Below are 15,455 nucleotides of genomic sequence, written 5' to 3'. Positions count from 1 at the left end.
ACGGCGCTCCAGATGGCGTGACAGACGGTGTGCTGGACGGTGTGACGGACGGCAGAGCCGATGAACGGGCAGACGGCAGAGCAGGTGGCAGGGCAGACGACTGGGCAGGCGGCGTGACGGCCGACGGCCCGGCCGCCGAAGCGACCGGAGACGTGCCCGGCGGGATGACCGATCCTGCGCCCGGCGCACCGTTCCGCGGGGGCGCGGCCGACGCCTCGCCTCCCGAAGACGGTTGACGAGGCGCGCGCGAGGCAGGCGTCGGGGTACGCGGCACGCCACCCGGCGAGGCCGACCGCTGTACGGCACCGGCACCCCGGGGCGCAGGACGTGCCACGCCCCCGGTCTCCGAAGGTGCCGCACCCCGGGTTTCCGTAGGTACTGCCCTCCGTGACTCAGCAGGTGCCGCACTCGGGGCTTCCGTAGGTGCCGCACCCCTGCCTTCCGGACGTACCGCACCCCGGGTCACGGGACGTACCGCGTCCCGCGTCTCGGGACGTACCGTCCCCCGGGCCCCGGGGCGCGCCGCACCTCCGGACTGCCCTGCCTGAGCCCCGGACCGCACCCCGACACCCTGCCCCGAGCCGACACCCTGCCCCGAGCCGACACCCTGGCCCGCGCCGGCAGCTCGCCCCTCACCCGCCCCCGGCGCGGCAGCGAACCAGGAGGCCGCCCCCGCGCTCCCGTCCTCGCCCTCGTCCACCCGGCCCGCGACCGGAAGCCGCTGGACCGGTAGCCCGAGGTCGACGGGACGGCCCGCGACGGGCACCAACGCATCGCGCAGCACCCCACCGGGAGCCGAGGCACGTACGACATGTCCCAGCTCCCCGCCGAAGGAGGGGTTGCGGTGCGCGCTCAGCGACGCGGCGAAGCCGGCCTCCGCGACGGTGCCGGGCGCCCCCAGGACCCGCTGGATGGGGGGCACGGCGGACCAGCCGCCACCGCCACCGCTGCCACCGTCCGTGCCCCCGGCGGACGCCTCCGCGGCCGCCCCGCCCTCAGGCCCCCGCGCACGCTGCGCACGTCGCTGCGTACCCTGCGCGCCCCGCGACCCCCGTCGCCACCCGAACAACCCCATCCTCCGTCACTGCTTCCCTTCAGCCCGCTCCACCAGGGCGGCGATCTGTGACACGTACGCGCGCCGGTCGGCGTGTTCGAGGTCGAGGATGTCGTCGATGCCCCAGTGGAAGTGGTAGGCGAGATAGGCGACTTCCTCCTCGATACGCCCGGTCGCGTACGTCACGATTCCCCCAGGCGGCTCCCGGCCAGTTCCACTTCGAAGGGCTCCTCGCAGTGCGGGCAGGACACCGCGGCGCGCGTGTGTCCCTCCGCATTGATCTGCCGGTAGAAGTCCTGCAGAAAGGCAAGATCGGAGGCGAACATGTTCTCCACCGTCCCGTCGTGCACGGAGGCGAGCGTCCCGAGCCGGGTGATGACCCGGCCCAGCAGCACGACCGACAGATATGCCGGGTTCTCGCGCACGCGCACGTCCCGCAGCGGGATCAGCTCGTCCCGTGCCGTCGCGAGCCGCATCGCGCCGTTGCGGTGGACGGTCCCGGACTCGTCCACGAACCCGCGCGGCAACTCGAACTCGAATTCCGTACGCAAGGTCTCGCGCTGCTGAGGTGCCCCCGCCGGGCCGTCGCGCCGCATTACTCGATGACCAGCTCTTCGAAGACGATGGTGACCTGCTCGGTCAGCGCGGCGGCGTCGCCCGCCTTGACCCCGCTGGTCTCCACCTTGCTGCACCAGGCGTTGCGCATGTTGTAACGCTTCACGGGGTTGTTCTGGTAGTCCATCATCATGATGGTGGCGTTCTTACGGGCCGAACCCATGTCGCCCGCGATGGACTTGTTGATCCACTCGCTGAATGCGCCGCTCTGCGTCATACCACGCGTCACCGTGCATTCGCCGGCCTTCTTCGTGCCGGGCATCTTCTTGACAACGGGCTTTCCGTCCGCCGAGACCTGCTGGTATTCGATGACGTCCTGCTCCATGGTCAGACCGCTGACCTCCTGCAGATATTCGACCATCACGCCGTCGATCTGCAGGCCGAAATTGTGTGAGGTGAGGGCATCACCGGGCTGAAGGGACAAGGCGGTTCACTCCTGTGGAAGTAGCTCTGTACGGGTGGGGAAGGGAGAAGGAGAGGAAAAGGAAGGGGAAAGAGAAGGAGAAGGAGAAAGAACGGGGGCTGCGAGCAAGCCTGCCGCTACCGGTGCCGCTACCGCTTGCCGCTACTACTCCTCCAGCTCCCCGCCACCGCCCGAGAACTGGGCCAGCCGGAAGACTACGAACTCGGCGGGCTTGACCGGTGCGATGCCGATCTCGCACACCACGCGGCCCAGATCGACGGACTCGACAGGGTTCGTCTCCGCGTCACACTTCACGTAGAACGCGTCCTCGGGCCGCTGTCCGAACAGGGCGCCCGAGCGCCACTCGTTCACCAGGAACGCCGAGATATTGCGCCGGATGCGGGCCCACAGCGCCTCGTCGTTCGGCTCGAACACCACCCACTGGGTGCCGATGAGAATCGACTCCTCCAGGTAGTTGAAGTAGCGCCGTACGTTCAGGTAGCGCCAGGCCGGGTCGGAGGCCAGGGTCCGCGCGCCCCACACCCGGATGCCGCGTCCGGGGAAGGCCCGGATGCAGTTCACCCCGACCGGGTTGAGCAGGTCCTGCTCGCCGCGGGTGATCTGCAGCTCCAAGTCGACCGCTCCGCGGACGATTTCGTTGGCCGGGGCCTTGTGGACGCCACGCTCGGAGTCGTTACGGGCCCACACACCGGCCATGTGACCGGACGGCGGAATGGTGCGGGTCTGGCCCGTCGCCGGGTCGAAGGCCTTGATCCACGGGTAGTAGAGCGCGGCGTAGCGGGAGTCGTAGCCCGCGACCTCCTGGCGCCACTTGCGGATGTCGCGCGCGTTGAGCGCCGGCGGCGGGTCCAGGACCGCCATCCGGTCGCCCATCAGCTCGCAGTGCGCGATCAGACCCAGCTGCACGGCCTTGACCTGCTCCAGGTCGATCAGACCCTGCTGGTAGGCGGCCATCAGATCCGGGACGGCCACCATGTTGACCTCGTCCAGCGCCTCCAGGCCGCCGAAGCCGGTGCGGTCGGCGGAGTCGCCGATGAACTGGCCGGAGGCCAGCCGCTCGCCCGCGGCGGGCGTGGCGGGAACGGCGGGTGCCGGGGCGGGCGGGGCCAGTGTGACGCTCTGTGCGTCCGGCTTGGCCAACTGCGCGGCCGGAGCGGCCTCTTCGACGACGATCGCCTTGGACCGCTGCTTCACCTGCGTGACGACGTAGTTCCGCGAGCTCTTCTTCGCGCTGGCGTCGAAGCTCTCGACGACCTTGTCGCCGTCCTTGACGACCAGCTTGAACCGGTCGGCGCTGCCCTCGCCCTCGACGTCCTGCACCTCGACGGTGAGCGCCCCGGCGCCCGCGGAACCAGCCGTGATCGCCGCGACCTTGAAGGTTCCGAGCGTGGTCGGCTCCCCGGTCGTCAGCGCCTTGGGCGCCTCGCTTGCCACGGTGGCCTGCGGCTCTCCGTCGTCGGACCCGCCGACCCGCACCACATACGCGGCCGTTCCGCCGTTGTTGAAGAACCCGTACACGGAGTGCGCGAGGTAGTACCCGTCCGTGAACTCACCGAAGGCGGCCACGTACTGGGACCAGTTCGTCACCAGTGTCGGCTCGTTGAGCGGGCCGGTGGGCGCCAGGCCGACGAAGGCCGCCACCGACGTCCCGACCCCTTCGATGGGCCGCGATCCGCTGGCGACTTCCTCGACGTAGACGCCGGGGGACAGGTAGGTGGGCATGTTCTGTTACTCCCTGGAAGTGGTACTCGGCCTGGTGGCCTTTTCTACGGTGGTGGCTCGGCGAGGCGAGAGCGTGCCGTGCGAAGGCGAGGGGGGTGAGGGCACCGCGTACTCGAAGGTGGAGTAGAGCGCTGTACGGGCGGGCGCGCGGTGTGGCCGCGGGCCGGGCCGTGCCGGTGCTGCTTCCGGGCGGCCGGGGCGGCCGGGGCGGCCGGGAACGCCACATCGCCCACGGCACGTTGGAGGGCGGCGGCCGCCTCGGGGGCGCGCCGCCCCGCCTCGCGGGCCGCAGCCAGGCAGGCCGCGTCACCAGCGGGGGAGGGCGTGGCGCGCGGCGCCTGTGCTCGGCCGCTCCCCGAGCCGGGCTGCCGGTCCTTCGCCCGCATGACGTACCTCCCCCTCACCGCTGATGCACTTCTGCGCTCTACTCTCTCGACCCTGTCCCATGGGCGGGCCGGGCTGTAGAGACGAACGGGCGCCGTCGGGGGCAGAGCGCGCTGCCCGTTAGGTCATGTGGCGGACGCCGACCGCTCCGCGTAGGCCTGGTTCTGGGCGCGGATGGTCGTGTCGAAGGACTGGTCGGTCCCGGCCCGGCCGTACAGCGCGAAGTAGCCGAGGGACTTGCCGTGCTGCAGCGCACTGGTGCGGTCGGCGGCGGCCTCGTACGTGAGGGTGTCGTCGCCGTCGCGCAGGATCACGGAGGCGAAGTGGTTCGCCCAGCCGTCCTGGGCCGCTCCGGTCAGGTCGACGAAGTGGTTCTCGCCCACGGCGGGTGCGGGGCGCCGCACGCTGAGGCCGCCGTCCGCAGGCCTGCCGATGAGCTGCGCCGCGGCTGCCTGGCAGTCGTTGGGGAGGGTGATCAGCAGTTCGTGCACGACGGCCTCCTGGTTCTCTGCCGCGGGGAGGCCGGAGAGGAAGTCGGCGGTCAGGCCCGGCATGAGGGCCGCGAGGTCCGTCAGCCCGTCCCGGCCGGCACGTTCCGGGTAGGGGAACCGCGCGGCCATCCAGCCGCCGCCCATGGTGTCCATCGCCAGCCTCATGGCTTCGGCCCGCAGGCGGTCGACCGTGGGGCCCGGTGGTTCGGTCCGTGCCCGGAGTGCCGTCACGATGCGCTGGGTGAGCGCGACGAGCCGCCTGACTTCCGGAGGGTCGGTCAGGGACCGCTGGTAGGCGGCGTGCTTTTCGCCGCGCTGTGCCGTGCTGTCCCCGCGTACCGGCTCGTGACCGGCGCTCTCCGGGTTCCGGCCAGCGGCCCGTACGGCGGCCTCCGCCCTGGCCGCGTCCTTGTAGACGGGCAGCACCCGGTACAGGGTGCGCTCGCCGACCCGCACCGCTGCCCCGTGCTCCAGGGTGATCGCCACCCGTTCCTGGGCGTCGAGAGCGCGCGCGGCGTCCGCGATCATGTCCGTGTCGGCGTAGGCCTCGTAGCGGCCCCGGATCGCGATGCCGCCGTTCGTGGAGACCTTGTCGAAGCCGAGGGCGGCCGCCCCCTCCGCGTACCGCTGCAGGGGTTCCGTGTGTGGCGAGCGCTGTACGTGTGGTGGGTGCTGTGAGATTTGGGGGTGCTGGGAGTGCTGGGGACGCTGGGAGTGCTGGGGATCCGTTGCGTTCTCCTGCACCGGGGTCAGTGCGCGGGCGACCGCCGCGTTGCCCGCTGTCCGTTGGAGAGCGAGCAGGGCGTCCGGCCGCTGGAGGGAGGGGGCTGAGGCGGGGGTGCGGGGGTGCTCGGGGCCGCGGACGGCGGGGCGTTGCGCCGCTTCCTCTCCCGCTGCCCGCCGTTCGCGTGCGTGCACGGTGGCTCCGTTCTGGCGGGCCGGTGGCTCGTCGGTTCGTGGGGTCGTGGTCCGTCCGGGGGTGGTCCTGCTGCGATTTTCGGACGCAGTGGTTTTCGCATCCAGAGGCGGGAGGGAGGGTGAACGGGCAGAGCGGTTGCCCTGCCGAACACCGGTGACTGTCGGCGGGTACTGGCGAAGCACCGGCGGGGGCCGGTGAGAAGCCCTGCGGGCCGGAGAAATTGGGAGGATTTACCGTTGGGTCACTATCAGACATTCTCCGGTCTGTTCTGTCGATGTCCTGGGCTAGTTTGGTAAGGCCGGTACATCAGTGCTGGTCCAAGGGGTGGCGTTGCAGGTCGACGTGGGCAGGGGAGCGAGCTGGCAGTGCTCGGCGGCGTGGACGATGTGGACGAGTTGAAGGGCCGGGCGGCGGCGAGCAGCCCGGACCGGGGGGACCGGCTGCGGTTTCAGGTGCTCGGCCCGGTGCGCGCCTGGCGGGGAGACCGTCCGCTGGATCTCGGCCCGGCGCAGCAGCGTGCCCTGCTGGCGGTGCTGCTTCTGCACGGGGGCCGGCCCGTCTCCCTCACACAATTGGTGGATGCGCTGTGGGGCGAGCGCCCGCCGCCACGGGCGGTGGGAACCCTGCGGACCTACGTCTCCCGGCTGCGCGGACTGCTGGAGCCGGACCGTCAGCCCCGCCGGCCCGCGCGCCTGCTCGTGTCGTCGAGCGGCGGCTACGCACTACGGGTGGCCGGCGAGGCGCTGGACGCGGCCGCGTTCGAGGAGCGGCTGGTCACCGCGCGCCGGCTCCGGGGAGCGGGCGACACCGCCGGCGCGTGCGTGCAGCTGAGGGACGCGCTGGCGCTCCCGGAAGGTATGGCGCTGGCCGGACTGCCCGGACCGTACGCCCAGCGGCAGCGTGACCGGTTCACCGAACTGTGCGTCACCGCCCAGGAAGAACTCTTCGACTGTGTCGTGGAGTTGGGCCGGTATACCGATTCGATGGCCGACTCGATCGCCGGACTGCGCGCCTTCGCCGCCGAGCATCCGCTGCGCGAGCGCGCCCAGGCCCTGCTGATGCGGGCTCTGCACGGCGATGGCCGCCGGGCCGAAGCCCTCGCGGTGTACGCGGCCACCCGCCGCACCCTCGTCGCCGAACTCGGCACCGAGCCGGGCAACGAACTCCGCGCGGTGTACGAAGCGTTACGCGAAGGGGCGGGCGGCAAAGGGGGCGGGGCAGGTGCCGGATCCGGGTCGGCGGCCCGGGAAGCGGGCGGGGCCAGAGCCGGATTCGGGTCCGGGTCCGGGTCCGGCCCCGGGCGCGGTGCCAAGCCCGGCCCTCGTGCCGTCCCTGGTGCCGTCCCTGGTTCCCTCCCTGTTGGCGAACGGCCCCGCCCTGCCCGTGACCGCAGCGATGACCACCGTGACCGCAATGGCAGCCGTGTCCACCGTGACCGCAATGGCAGCCAGGACTGCCCTGACCGCCACCACGACTGCTGTGACGGCCATGGCCGCCGGCCGGGCCCGCCCCGACCTCCCCGGGATGCCTCACCTCTCGGCCCCCCACCGCCCGTACCGGCTCAGCTCCCGCCCGACATCGCCGATTTCGCGGGGCGTGCGGAGGCCGTCGCACTCCTGGCCTCGGCGCTGCGCGGGGCGGCCGGCGGACGGGCGCCGGTGGTGGCCACGCTCAGCGGGCTCGGTGGGGTCGGCAAGACGGCGCTGGCCGTGCATGTCGCCCACGCCGTACGGGACCGCTTCCCCGACGGACAGCTGTATGCGGATCTGCGGGGCACCGACCTGGCTCCGGCGGACAGCAGCGCTGTCCTGACGCACTTCCTGCGCGCCCTCGGCGTCCCCAGGAGCGCCGTTCCGGACGGGCTGGAGCAGAAGGCCGCCCTGTACCGCTCGCTGCTCGCCGACCGCGGGGTCCTCGTCGTCCTCGACAACGCCCGCGACAGCGCCCAGGTGCGGCCGCTGCTGCCCGGGGCGCCGGGATGCGCGGTGCTGGTCACCAGCCGTGTGCGGACGCTCGCGCTGCCGGGTGCCCGGTGTGTCGACGTCGAGGTGATGGACGAAGCGGAGGCGCTGGGGCTCTTCGGCGCGATCGTGGGGGCGGAGCGGGTGGCCGCGGAGCCGGCGGTAGCCCGCGAACTGGTCGCCGCCTGCGGCGGGTTGCCGCTCGCCGTGCGTATCGTCGCCGCCCGCCTGGTGTCCCGGCCGGGCCGGTCCATGGCCGACCTCGTGGCCCGGCTGAGCGATGAGCGGCGACGGCTGGACGAGCTGCGGGTGGGCGACCTGGGCGTGGAGGCGACCTTCCGCGACGGCTACGAGGCGCTCGGCCCCGATCTCGCCCACGCCTTCCGCGCCTTCGCCCTGTGCGGCATGCCGACCTTCTGCCGGGGTGCCGCGGCCGCGCTGCTGGACACCACCGACGACGAGGCGGAGGCGGCGGTCGAGATGCTGGTCGACGCCGGGCTCGTGGAACTGCACGGTGACGACCGCTACCGCTATCACGAACTGGTCGGACTCTTCGCGCGGCGGCTGGGCGAGGCGCACGACAGCCCGGGGGAGCGGGAGGCGGCGCAGCACCGGTTCTTCGACTACGTGCTGGCCACGGTCCTGATGGCGGGACGGCTGACCAGGCCGCAGCGCGCCCTGCCCGATCTGCTGCGCCGCCCGGACTCCCCGGGCCGTGCGCTCGCCGACGCCGACGCCGCGCACGAATGGCTCGGCATCGCGCACACCCGGCTGTACGCGGCCGTGGAGCGGGCCTTGGACGCGGCGCCCCGGCTGCTCGGTGCCGCCGTGGACCTCCTCACCGCGTGGTCGCATGCGCTCAGCGGCACCGCGCGTCACCGCGACCTCGAACCGCTCGTTCGCCGGGCCGTGGACAGCGTCCGGCGCTACGGCGGCGACGCGGCCACGACGCGCGCCCTGCGCCTTCTCGGTGCCCCGCGCCACGGCACTGACTCTCTTGGCCGGACGGAGCGCGCGGCGGGGCGGGGCCTGCGGCCGACCACCTCGTCCGGCGATCCGCTGACCAGCGCCGAGGCCGCACACGAACTGGCCGTCGTGCTCGTGACGATGGGCCGGCAGCGGGCGGCGCTGCCTCTGCTGGAGGCGGCCCGGGACCCCTTCGCCGCCCTGGGCCGCGGGGCCGAGGTGAACCGTGTCCTCGACCGTCTGACGCACACGTACGTGGCTCCGGACCGCTCAGCGGATGCGGATGCGGATGCGGACCCCGACCCCGCCCCCGGCCCCGACGACGAAGTGGCTGTCACCGAAGCGGCTGTCACCAAAGCTGCTGTCGCCAAAGCGGCTGTCGCCAAAGTTGTTGTCGGCGAAGCTCTCCGAGGAGGTACGGAAGCCGGCGAGCGAGGGCATGCGCGCGCAAGTCCGGCACCCGGCCGGCGGTGTGCTGCCGCGGGCCGGACATTCGTGGCAGGCGGCGGCGGTCCCGCTGTGGCCGCCGCGGCGGGCGTCCCGCCTTGAGCGGCACGGAGCAGCACCGCGGCCTTCTCTTCCTGAGATCCGGAACGATCCGGTCCGGTCTGGTGCGGCCCGGTGCGATCCGGCCTGGCCCGGTGCGGTGGCCCCGGCGTGCCGCGGCGCCCCGCGGAGCCGTAAGGACATCCGTCTCTGCCCCCGGCTCTGCCCTTACGGACGCTGACGGAGACCGGCTTCGCCGGTTGACTGCCCTGGTGAGCATGTGGACTTCCCTGGAACCGGCCGCGATCACCGTCGACCCCGGTTCCGTCGCGAGCGTAAGGCTGCGGGTACGCAACACGGGCGACACCGTCGAGGAGTACCGGCTGCGGCCGGCCGGCGCCGCGGCGGGCTGGACACGGGTGGAGCCCGACGTGCTGCGTCTGTACCCGGGGGCCGAGGGCACGGCGCAGGTCGAATTCTCGCCACCGCGGACGTCCGACTCCGCGGCCGGTCCGACGCCCTTCGGGATACGCGTCGAACCGGCCGAACACCCCGAGATCCGTGATGTCGTCGAAGGGCAGATCACGGTCGGGCCGTTCACCGAACTCCGCTGCGAACTGGTGCCGTTGGCCGTACGCGGCCGCTGGCGCGCCAAAGCGGCGGTTGCCGTCGACAACCTCGGCAACCAGCCGCTGACGGTCTCCCTCTCCGGTCGCGAGAACGGCGACGCCCTCACCGTCGAGCCCGAGCCGACCTCGGTCCAGGCCGCCCCGGGCCGCGCGGCCTTCGCGGACCTCAGCATCCGCCCCGGAACGGTCAGTTGGGTAGGCGGCACCAGTAAGCACCCCTTCACCCTCTCCGTGCAGCGTGCCGGAGCGCCGGAGCCGACCGAGCTGCGCGGCACCTACATCCAGCCGTCCGTGCTGCCGCGCTGGGTGATGGCGGTGTGCTCGCTGCTGCTCGTGGCGGCACTGGCCTTCGTGGCGCTCTGGTTCAAGGCCGCGCCCACGGTGCTGACGAGCGCGAAGGAGAAGCCGGCCCCGGCCGGGAGCAAGCTCCCGCAGGAGGGCAAGAAGCCCGATCCCGCCGCGTCGCCGTCCGACAAGCCATCGGAAAAGCCGCCGCCCGCGCCTCCGCCCCCGCCGCCGCCCGAGGAGAAGAAGCCCGAGGAGGAGGGCCCGAAGGCGCAGACCATCCGGTCCAACATCAACGGCGGCTGGTACCTCCAGGCCAACGGGGGCAGCCAGGTGGACGGCACACAGATCGGTCAGAACCCCGAGTGGACGGGTGACCAGTTCGGCCGCAACCAGTGGTGGATCATCCACCACTACCCCGAGGACAACACGGTCGCCCTGGAGTCGGCCAGCGCCCCGGGCAGCGTTGCCCAGCTGAAGCCGGACACCAACGAGGTCGAGCTCTGGACGGCCGACCCGGAGCAGCTGAAGTCGGGCAGGCTGCCGCCCCATCAGAAGTGGCGGCTGGCGGACGCGGCCGACGGCCGCACCCGCATCATCAACATGCGCAACCAGGAGTGCCTGACCGACGTGCAGAACGACAAGGGCGCGCTGTCGACGGGGTGCGCCGACGGGCCCTGGGACCGGCAGGACTGGAAGATCGCCGACGGACAGTGAGACCGGCCGGGGCCGGGCGACACCTCGCCCGGCCCCGGCCGCACTCCGGGGTTCAGTCCCACAGGGGTGACGCGTCCGGCACCAGCCGCCCCATCTTGCGGTACTCGCGCCTGGCCCCGGCCCGTACGTCCTCGGCCGACACCGCCTCGCCGCGGCCGGCCGCGAGATATCCGGCGGTCACCGCGGCCGACCGGATCGCCCCGCCGGACAGCTCGAACTCCTTGGCACAGACATCGAGTGCGAGGTCGTCCGCGCAGGGGGTGGCCGCCAGGCAGGAACGCCACAGCGCGGTCCGCTGGTCGGCGTCCGGGAACGGGAAGTCCACCACCAGATCCAGCCGCCGGGTGAACGCATCGTCGATGTTGGCCCGCAGGTTGGTGGTGAGGACGGCGATGCCGTCGAACGCCTCCAGCCGCTGCAGCAGATACGCGCTCTCCAGGTTCGCGTACCGGTCGTGCGAGCTCTTGACCTCCGAACGTTTGCCGAAGACGGCATCGGCCTCGTCGAAGAGCAGCACGGCGTCCGTGCGGTCGGCCTCGGAGAAGATCTGCTCCAGGTTCTTCTCGGTCTCCCCGATGTATTTGTCCACCACCGCCGACAGTTCCACCACATAGAGGTCCAGGCCCAGTTCACCGGCCACGACCTCGGCGGAGAGCGTCTTTCCGGTACCGGATTCCCCGGCGAACAGCGCCACCACGCCCCTGCCGCGCCCTCCGCCGGTGCGCAGCCGCCACTGGCCCAGGACCTGCTCCCGATGCCGCGCCCGCTGCACCAGTTCGTGCAGCAGAGCCAGCGGCTCGGGCGGCAGGACCAGCTCGTCGAAGCCGACGGCGGGCCGTACCCGCCGGGCGTGCCGGTCCAGCAGCGGCGCGGACTGCTGACGTGCGCTGTGCTGGATGTGGGCGGTGGTCAGCGGTGTCCCGTCGAAGGCGGCGAGGGCGGTGGCGGCACGGGCCGCCCGCCGGATCTGGGCGGCACCCAGCCGGTACGGCGCCACGGCCGCGGCGAGGTCGAAGCCACCGGCCACCTCCACGGAGCCGAGTGCGGCGCGCCAGACCTCAGCCGCCGCCGCCCCGTCGTCCGGCGCGTCCATCGCGAACAGCCCGGCATCGGGTGCCCAGCCCGGGTCGTACGGCTCGCTCCCGAAGAAGACCACCGGGACGTCCCCGCCCGCCAGCGCCCTGACGAGCTCCTGGGGCCGCTCCGGCAGCGGACCCACGACGACCGCCGCCCGGCGCAGCCGCGCCTCCCGCAGCAGCGGGCCCGCGAGGCCCGCCCCCGCACCGTCCCGGCCGTCCGGCCGATACCGCAGCACGGGCAGGCCGGCGCTCCGCAGCCCGTCGGTCACCGGCGCGGCGGCGGTACCGGGCCGGCGCTCCCGCAGATGGACGGCGAGCGGCCCTTCGCCGGCGAGCGCGGCGAGCCGTCCGGCGAACGATGGTTCTCCGGTACGGTCACCGCTTCCCGTACGGCCGGCGGCTCGCGGCGCCGCCGACAGCAACTCCACCTCACCTCCGCTGAGTTCGGGATCCAGGCCGTCGTCCCCCAGCAGATGGGCCACCACCCGCTCCGGCACCCGCAGCGCCCGGCCCGGCAGGGGCCGGTCCTCGTCCTCGATGACGAGCAGCCCACCGGACCGCAGCGGCGCGGCGGGATGGAAGCGGGCACGGGCCGCGGGCTCGTACGGCCCGGTACCCGCGAGGTCCAGCGCCAGCGCGACCGTGGCGCGACGGCGCCCGACATCGTCGTTGAGGTAGCCGTACAGCGGCTCGAAGCCGCGATCCACATCGGGCGCGAGCGCGGCCAGGAGGATATGCAGGTCCAAGGCCGACAGGCCGGACCGCACGGCGAGCGCGACCGTTCGGTCCGAAGTGACCGAAGCGTCCGAGGTGTCCGGGGCATCCGGGGCGCCCGGGTTGCCCGATGCCTCCGAGGCGTCCGGCACCTCGCCATCCGGTCCTCCTGCGTACGGCTGATCCGCGTACCCGCCCGCCGCGGCGGCCGCCCCGCCCATGCCGTGCGCCGGTGGCAGCGCGGCCAGCCGTCGGGCCGTCTCCGGGGTCACATACAGCCCGCGCAGCGGGTCCGCAGCCGTCGGATCGTCGGCGCTGCGCCGCTCGACCAGCGCGGCCACCCGCTCGCGCAGCCCCGCCAGCCGGCTGAGCAGCGCGCCGCTCGCTTGCTCGCTCGCCGCCGTGCCGTTCCCCTCCTTGCCGCTCACCCTTCCTCCTCGCCGGCCGTGGCGGACGACGAGGCGCCCGGAGCGGACCGGAGCATCCGGGGCCGGGAGTCGCCGGGGACGCCGTCGAGTCCGCGGACGACCGCGACCGCGCCCTCCGTCACCGGCGGCGCCACCTCGTACGAGGGCGAGACCGGGAACGGCACGGTGATCACCACGTCCAGGGACGGCTTGAGTTCGCCCCCGAGCGCAGACCAGATATCGGCGATCGAGCGGGACTCGGGGGGCGGCACCGCGACGGTGAGCGGAATGCTCGCCTTGAGCGCGCGGAGCGCGTCCGGCAGGGCGGCCACCGGCAGCATCTCGTGCGAGAGCAGGCACCCCAGCGCGGCCGACAGCAGCCGGTGTTCGTCCTCCGGGCGTGTGGTCCACGCCGTGACCAGGTAAGACAGCCGGAACCAGCGCGGCGGCTGATGCCGGCGTACGACCACACCACTGGCGTCCCGCTCCGAGATCGCTCCGCGCTCGCGGCGGGCGACCTCCTCGCGTATGTCGTAGAGATACGCATTGAGCGTGGGCGCGTTGCGCCGCGCCGCCCAGTCGCGGGTCGGCGCCTCGAATGCGATGTCCCCGGAACCGTCCGGCAGCACCCCGCCGCGCAGCACCCTGCGCATCGCCTCGTCGACTTCGTGAATCACCGCTGTTCCCCCGCCCTGTGACCAGTTGCTTCCGTGCCTGCTTCCGGCCCCATCAGATGTATCCCTCACGCAGCGCGTAGGCGACGGCGTGCGCGCGGTTGTGCAGTTGGAGGCGCGTCATCAGGGCGTGCAGGACGTTCTTGACGGTGCGTTCGGAGTAGGCGAGCTTCTCGGAGATCTGCCGGGTGTCCAGCCCGTCCGCGACCAGCCGCAGCACATCCACCTCGCGCGGCGCCATCCCGACCGTCGGTGCCCATGCGACGGCGGCGGAGGTCACCGCCGACCGCCGTAGCTGTCCCACCTGTGTGAGCAGCTTGCTGATCAGGTCCGGCGGCAGGTCGCCCTCGCCGCGCGCCGCACTCTGCACCGCCTGCACCAGCCGCTGCGGGGTGGCCTGATGACGCCAGAGGATGGCCCGCACGCCGTACTCCACGATCGTCATCAGGTCCGGCTCGCGCAGATTCCCGGCGATCAGCACCACACGCTGTTCGCCGCCCCGTGCCAGCCGTCTCAGCTCTGCCGCGGCCATGTCGTCGAACCGGTCGATGAGCGAGATCGCCACGGTCCCGGCTGCTTCCCCACCCCCTTCCCCCTGTCTCCCTGTCGTATCGACCCGCTCCCTGGCCGCCGTACCGCCCGGGTCCTGGACGATCTCGACGCTGGGCTGCTGCTGCAAGTGGCTGACGACTCCGGCCCGACCGAGCGGGTCGGAGGCGTGCACCGTCACCGTGACACGTGTATCCAGCACTTAAGTTCCTTGCCTCGCCCCCGTTTACCGACAGCCGCAGAGTCGGCGAAAGCAATCAACAAACGCTTACCGGGCGATCAACACCGGAAGCCAACCCTTCGGTCGGGAGAGCTCGGAAGGCGGCCGGGAGTCAGCCCGGGTGCGTACTCTGTGCGCGCGAGAGGGCGACTTCGAGGACGACCAGCAGCGCATCCCGGACCGAGCCCGTGTGGCGTGCGTCGAAGACGATCAGCGGTACGTGGTCGGAGACGTCCAGCGCCCACCGCACCTCGTCGAGGTCGTGCTCGACCTCACCGTCGAACGCGTTGACGGCGACGGCGAACGGGATGTCCTTGTGCTCGAAGTAGTCCACCGCGGCGTAACACTCGTCCAGCCGGCGGGTGTCCACGATCACCAGCCCGCCGAGAGCGCCCTCGACCACGTCGTCCCACATGAACCCGAACCGGTCCTGGCCCGGCGTGCCGAACAGGTAAAGCTTCAGCGTCGGGTCGATGGTGATGCAGCCGAAGTCCATGGCGACCGTGGTGGTGGTCTTGCCGGGGGTGTGGGAGAGGTCGTCCACGCCCGCCGCGACCTCCGTGATGGCGGCCTCCGTGGTCAGCGGCCGGATCTCGGAGATCGCGCCCACGGCCGTGGTCTTGCCGACGCCGAAGCCGCCGGCGATGACCAGCTTGACCGGTACCGGCGGCTGTTCAACCGCTGTCACGGAGTGCGTCCCGTGAGTCGGGGACGGTGCGGAGACCATCAATAACCCTTCGCAGTACGGAGATGTCCTGGGCTGTCCTGGCGTCCGGGACGTGGACCGCCAGATGCCCGGCGGCGCACAGGTCCTCCGCCAGTACCCGGACCACATTGAGGTGGAGGCGCAGCCGGGCGGCCAGTTCCGCCACCGACTGCGGCCGTCGGCAGGCGGCGACGATGTCGTGTTGTTCGAAGGCGAGCGAACCCAGGACGCGGAGACCGGACGAGGTCGCCACGACCTGGGCCTCGACCGGGAGCGGGGGGCCGGTGCCGCCCCCCGCCACCCGGCCGGCGGTCAGCAGGAAAGGCCGGATCGCGGGAGCGCGGCCGGCGGGTTCCGACGGGCCCGGGGTGCTGTCCTCCCCCAAGCTCTCGGCTCCTCCACCGCTCTCGGCCTCTCCCGAGCGGGGGGATCCCCATGAGCGGGGAGACCCCC

At 72.5% G+C, this 15,455-nt stretch carries 12 protein-coding genes; 2 read left to right on the top strand and 10 right to left on the bottom strand.

Annotation, left to right across the window (positions count from 1 at the left end):
- Nucleotides 1-1,081: 1,081 nt before the first annotated feature.
- From ABZ851_RS32375 to ABZ851_RS32355, 5 genes are all read right to left on the bottom strand, one after another.
- Nucleotides 1,082-1,240: a DUF6760 family protein gene (locus ABZ851_RS32375; RefSeq protein ID WP_085927347.1), complete on the bottom strand. Its 159-nt coding sequence runs from the start codon at nucleotides 1,238-1,240 to the stop codon at nucleotides 1,082-1,084.
- Complete coding sequence (locus ABZ851_RS32370; protein ID WP_088796663.1) at nucleotides 1,237-1,650, bottom strand: hypothetical protein; 414 nt, start codon at nucleotides 1,648-1,650, stop codon at nucleotides 1,237-1,239. Before ABZ851_RS32370 ends, ABZ851_RS32375 begins: the two co-directional genes overlap by 4 nt.
- Nucleotides 1,650-2,093 (bottom strand): phage tail protein, encoded by a 444-nt coding sequence (locus ABZ851_RS32365; RefSeq protein WP_018087540.1) that lies wholly within the window; start codon nucleotides 2,091-2,093, stop codon nucleotides 1,650-1,652. Before ABZ851_RS32365 ends, ABZ851_RS32370 begins: the two co-directional genes overlap by 1 nt.
- 144 nt (nucleotides 2,094-2,237) lie before the next feature.
- A complete protein-coding gene (locus ABZ851_RS32360) occupies nucleotides 2,238-3,815 on the bottom strand; it encodes a phage tail sheath subtilisin-like domain-containing protein (protein ID WP_361135221.1) in 1,578 nt (525 codons plus the stop codon).
- A 509-nt stretch (nucleotides 3,816-4,324) separates the two neighbouring features.
- Nucleotides 4,325-5,608, bottom strand: a complete 1,284-nt coding sequence (locus ABZ851_RS32355) for a hypothetical protein (RefSeq protein WP_361135218.1) — start codon at nucleotides 5,606-5,608, stop codon at nucleotides 4,325-4,327.
- Nucleotides 5,609-5,974: 366 nt separating this feature from the next.
- Here ABZ851_RS32355 and ABZ851_RS32350 point away from each other — a divergent pair, with 366 nt between their 5' ends.
- Together ABZ851_RS32350 and ABZ851_RS32345 are read left to right on the top strand one after the other, a co-directional pair.
- Nucleotides 5,975-9,085: a BTAD domain-containing putative transcriptional regulator gene (locus ABZ851_RS32350; protein WP_361135216.1), complete on the top strand. Its 3,111-nt coding sequence runs from the start codon at nucleotides 5,975-5,977 to the stop codon at nucleotides 9,083-9,085.
- Nucleotides 9,086-9,294: 209 nt separating this feature from the next.
- Complete coding sequence (locus ABZ851_RS32345) at nucleotides 9,295-10,653, top strand: hypothetical protein (protein WP_336051558.1); 1,359 nt, start codon at nucleotides 9,295-9,297, stop codon at nucleotides 10,651-10,653.
- Nucleotides 10,654-10,705: 52 nt separating this feature from the next.
- On the opposite strand, the gene ABZ851_RS32340 is transcribed toward ABZ851_RS32345, so the two are convergent.
- The 5 genes from ABZ851_RS32340 to ABZ851_RS32320 all read right to left on the bottom strand — a co-directional run bounded on the left by ABZ851_RS32340 (nucleotide 10,706) and on the right by ABZ851_RS32320 (nucleotide 15,387).
- Nucleotides 10,706-12,874, bottom strand: a complete 2,169-nt coding sequence (locus ABZ851_RS32340; protein ID WP_361135212.1) for an ATP-binding protein — start codon at nucleotides 12,872-12,874, stop codon at nucleotides 10,706-10,708.
- A complete protein-coding gene (locus tag ABZ851_RS32335) occupies nucleotides 12,871-13,530 on the bottom strand; it encodes a DUF4255 domain-containing protein (RefSeq protein ID WP_336051556.1) in 660 nt (219 codons plus the stop codon). Before ABZ851_RS32335 ends, ABZ851_RS32340 begins: the two co-directional genes overlap by 4 nt.
- A 52-nt stretch (nucleotides 13,531-13,582) precedes the next feature.
- Entirely contained in the window at nucleotides 13,583-14,278 is a 696-nt protein-coding gene (locus ABZ851_RS32330; RefSeq protein ID WP_361135209.1) for a response regulator transcription factor, read from the bottom strand.
- A 130-nt stretch (nucleotides 14,279-14,408) separates the two neighbouring features.
- Nucleotides 14,409-15,023: an ATP/GTP-binding protein gene (locus tag ABZ851_RS32325; RefSeq protein WP_361135206.1), complete on the bottom strand. Its 615-nt coding sequence runs from the start codon at nucleotides 15,021-15,023 to the stop codon at nucleotides 14,409-14,411.
- Nucleotides 14,971-15,387: a DUF742 domain-containing protein gene (locus ABZ851_RS32320; RefSeq protein WP_336051552.1), complete on the bottom strand. Its 417-nt coding sequence runs from the start codon at nucleotides 15,385-15,387 to the stop codon at nucleotides 14,971-14,973. The genes ABZ851_RS32325 and ABZ851_RS32320 overlap by 53 nt, the downstream gene beginning before the upstream one ends.
- Nucleotides 15,388-15,455: the final 68 nt, after the last annotated feature.

Origin of the sequence: Streptomyces sp. NPDC047049 (genome assembly GCF_040643995.1) — a bacterium.
Lineage (GTDB): Bacteria > Actinomycetota > Actinomycetes > Streptomycetales > Streptomycetaceae > Streptomyces > Streptomyces mooreae.
Note: the sequence above shows the minus strand (reverse complement) of the source record. Positions and strands in the feature narration are given on the sequence as shown.

Excerpts from the sequence above, each read along its gene's own strand:
- ABZ851_RS32370 (WP_088796663.1), bottom strand. The coding sequence starts at position 1,650 with ATGCGGCGCGACGGCCCGGCGGGGGCACCTCAGCAGCGCGAGACCTTG.
- ABZ851_RS32360 (WP_361135221.1), bottom strand. The coding sequence starts at position 3,815 with ATGCCCACCTACCTGTCCCCCGGCGTCTACGTCGAGGAAGTCGCCAGC.
- ABZ851_RS32325 (WP_361135206.1), bottom strand. The coding sequence starts at position 15,023 with ATGGTCTCCGCACCGTCCCCGACTCACGGGACGCACTCCGTGACAGCG.